General features: G+C 46.8%; 4 protein-coding genes. All 4 read left to right on the forward strand.

The window, feature by feature from the left end:
* Nucleotides 1-347: 347 nt before the first annotated feature.
* Nucleotides 348-797, forward strand: a complete 450-nt coding sequence (locus HP566_RS18190) for a hypothetical protein (RefSeq protein ID WP_249978732.1) — start codon at nucleotides 348-350, stop codon at nucleotides 795-797.
* 151 nt (nucleotides 798-948) lie between these two features.
* Nucleotides 949-1557, forward strand: a complete 609-nt coding sequence (locus HP566_RS18195) for a hypothetical protein (RefSeq protein ID WP_249978733.1) — start codon at nucleotides 949-951, stop codon at nucleotides 1555-1557.
* 28 nt (nucleotides 1558-1585) lie between these two features.
* A complete protein-coding gene (locus HP566_RS18200; protein ID WP_249978734.1) occupies nucleotides 1586-1861 on the forward strand; it encodes a hypothetical protein in 276 nt (91 codons plus the stop codon).
* Between the two features lie 54 nt (nucleotides 1862-1915).
* Nucleotides 1916-2833 (forward strand): hypothetical protein, encoded by a 918-nt coding sequence (locus HP566_RS18205; protein WP_249978735.1) that lies wholly within the window; start codon nucleotides 1916-1918, stop codon nucleotides 2831-2833.
* Nucleotides 2834-3146 lie beyond the last annotated feature (313 nt).

Below are 3146 nucleotides of genomic sequence, written 5' to 3' on the forward strand. Positions count from 1 at the left end.
GGATTTCAACTTTATGACCCACCGCGCTGAAGGCAAAGGGGCACCTGAAGATATCTTTGAAATATTAATGTCAAGTGAAGACTTTGCCAACCTAGGTAAACGCTTTGCTAATTCAACGATTAATTGATAAGAGACAATAGTAAATGCGAGACAATTCAATCTGCAATGATATGTCTTGACCATTTGCACTAAGGAGGCTACTTGACAAAGGAGTGATATCGTAACCAAAGCAATTATTTTCCAATGGAACAATAATCGTAGCGGCAATGGTATGGCAATGTCGTATTTTGTTTAAAAAAGAGGTTACTAAAGTGAAAAAACTTTAATTTATTGGGGAAAGATAGATCATGAAAATACGCATAGTTACGCTAGCTCTACTTGCAGCAGGATCATTGACAATATCTGCAGCAGCTTATGCTGGGCCGCCTGTTAACATCACTTTCAAGCACCTGGGAACGAGCAGTGAGTTAGATGCTGAATATACCATAATCAGTCAAAACGAGTCGTTAACCAACGCACCCAGCACTATTCCAGCAGGGCGTGCCGAGCCCATTGAGCTACGGCATAGCTTTATTGTTATTGATGACAAGTTTGAAGTGACTTATGAGCGTGTGGGCGGAACGGGGGGCTGTGAGTTCTCTTCTCGGCTCTATATGGTGGAAGCAGGCTCATATTACGTTCCCGCATACGAAAGCAGCTCCAATAGAGTAGGAGGCGGCTCTAGTTGCATGGATCGGCTGAGTAACGAGAAGTGGTCCGAGCCTCACCAATACACCGCAACCTTTACGGTCTACTGATCATTGACTGCCCTCGGCCCGGTAAAGCCTAGGGTGCTATTCGTCAATGTATAAACAGAGAAAAGCAGTGAAAACATACTCGTATACCCATGCTAGCAGCCTCTTGAACGTTAATAACCATTATAATGAAAAGATACTAGGGCGTGGCACCATGAGCGGCCACTATATAATTAATGGGAGCTATACTGGATTGCAGGCCGGTGACTCCCCTCTGCTAAAGGGTTCATCCGGGATGGACGGCAGCCTTTCCCTGGCGCGGAGTGACGAGAAAAGCACCGTAGTCAACCTTTCCTCCATGGCTATGGAGATGTCAAAAATTCTCTTGAAGGAAAATGCAGCAACCGTCTCTCCCACCGAGTTCGACACTTTTCTAGAAAAAATGCATGAACAGCTTCAGGAAATGGTCGGGCAGGAAACGGGTAAGGTAGCGGAGATACTGCTGGAACGCCCGGACAGCTTCGACAAAAATCGGCTTTCTATCGCCGAGCAGGCGGCCAACCACCTGATGTCGAAATTTTATAATAGCGACGAGCCGTTCCCCCAGGCATCCTCCGAAAACCCTTTTGCCGAACTGGATAGGCACTCCCTTTCCAAAATAGCCTTTGATGACTCTGGAGACTTTACTTCAGCAGAGCGCCATTTAGCATTTCTGCAGATGACGGAAAACGATACTCACTTCAGAAACCAGGCGCGTGAATTGTACCGCGAAACATATGCAGCGGAAGGTGACTACGGGGGGGGGCCTGACTCGCATGGCTAGGCAGGTCGACGCTAAATTGATCTCTGGCATGACGGAGGCAGAAAGAGCCTGGCGCGGTGTATCGGCAGCTCCCGAAGAAAACAAGCTAGCTCAAGCAGATAATAGGAACCTTCCTGAATTACCCGCCTATACGAATGGAGTAAAAGCATCGCTGGAAAGTTTTTTCGTCGTAGAGGGCGATGAGAACGGGGGTGTGTTGCGCAGCATCGACATCAGAACAGTGCTTGAAAACGAAGAAGAAGGCATGAGCCTGCTAAAGATGGCGCTGCGTAGCCTTGAGCAAAAAGACTCGGAAGAGCGTTAGCAAGACAGCCTCTTCATCACATGGAAAGACATAGCAACTAGGGAGAGTTAAACGATGAAAGTCAATTATTATATTTTTGCATACAATCAAGGAGCTAAGCAAGTATCCAACAACCAGGATGGTAGCGGTAACGTTAACAGTAGTAAGCATTCCAATCATATTAAGACGCCCCAGCCGAGCGAAAGCACTAGCGTCACTATTAGTGGTAAAGCCTTACTATTATCACGACTTTTCCTAACTGAAGACATCACCAGTGAACCACCTGTGCTGCCGGGTTCCAAGGGTATGAATGAGTACGGGATGATGCTCCCTCATAACTTCCTGACTCAGGATGATCGGAATCTACTGGCAGAGATGTATGAGTTTGCTCAGGAGCAAGGGGCAGACCTAAAACACGTGGACAGGCTAGCAATGGACCTTGGAACGTATCGGAAACGTAATGATGGCGCAGCAGTAACAAACTTTAATAATGGCGGTAGTTACGATCTCGAAGGCCGAGTACGAACCGCCAGCTTTACCGATGCAGATGCCGCGACTGTAGAACGCATCAAAAGTAGCGGCGATATTAGCTCTACAAAGTTGGATAAAGGCTTTCTGAATTACATTCTTGATCCAGGCTACGGCTTTACTCACAGCAGTGACTTTGAGTTTCTTGAGCAGATGGTTTCCAGATTTTCAACTAATGGCAACGACACGAGTCCACTCGACCCTAAGTTCTCTACCTTTGTGTATAAGGCAAACAACTACATCATACATACCACGGATGAGCCAGCAGCTGATTTTGTCCGAAATACTACCAATTATGAAGAAGATACTTCACGTGAAGCGCTCATAGCCGATGCCAAAGCCCTCCCTCAACAGATTAATCAAAGCTTGCTTGAGGTTTTTATTGGCAAGAACGATGAAAAAACCACTGAGCGCGGTTTTTTAACAAAACTGTTTGATTGGCTGAAACCATCAGAGAATAGATAAGTGCATCGTCATTTAAACTATCCAAGAGGCTAACACCACGCCTTTGTTGATCCCGCCAGCAAGGCGTCGTTGGGTTCATGTACATAGGCGCTTCATATCGTGATAGTGCCGACCGAATGCGAGCACAACATGATGCCCTTGCTCCATCAGCATGAAACCCCAGCGTGACCGATTCGGTGAAGCACGGGTAAGTCATTGACTTGCCAAGATAGGGCCAACTTCCCATGGTGGGATAATTGGCGCAGCCTTTGGGAATCCGTATAGTGACAGCCTACTCTCGCCAACTGATTGAACACATGCTTCAAAATAACAG

The organism is Vreelandella olivaria (assembly GCF_023507745.1).
Taxonomy (GTDB): Bacteria; Pseudomonadota; Gammaproteobacteria; order Pseudomonadales; family Halomonadaceae; genus Vreelandella; species Vreelandella olivaria_A.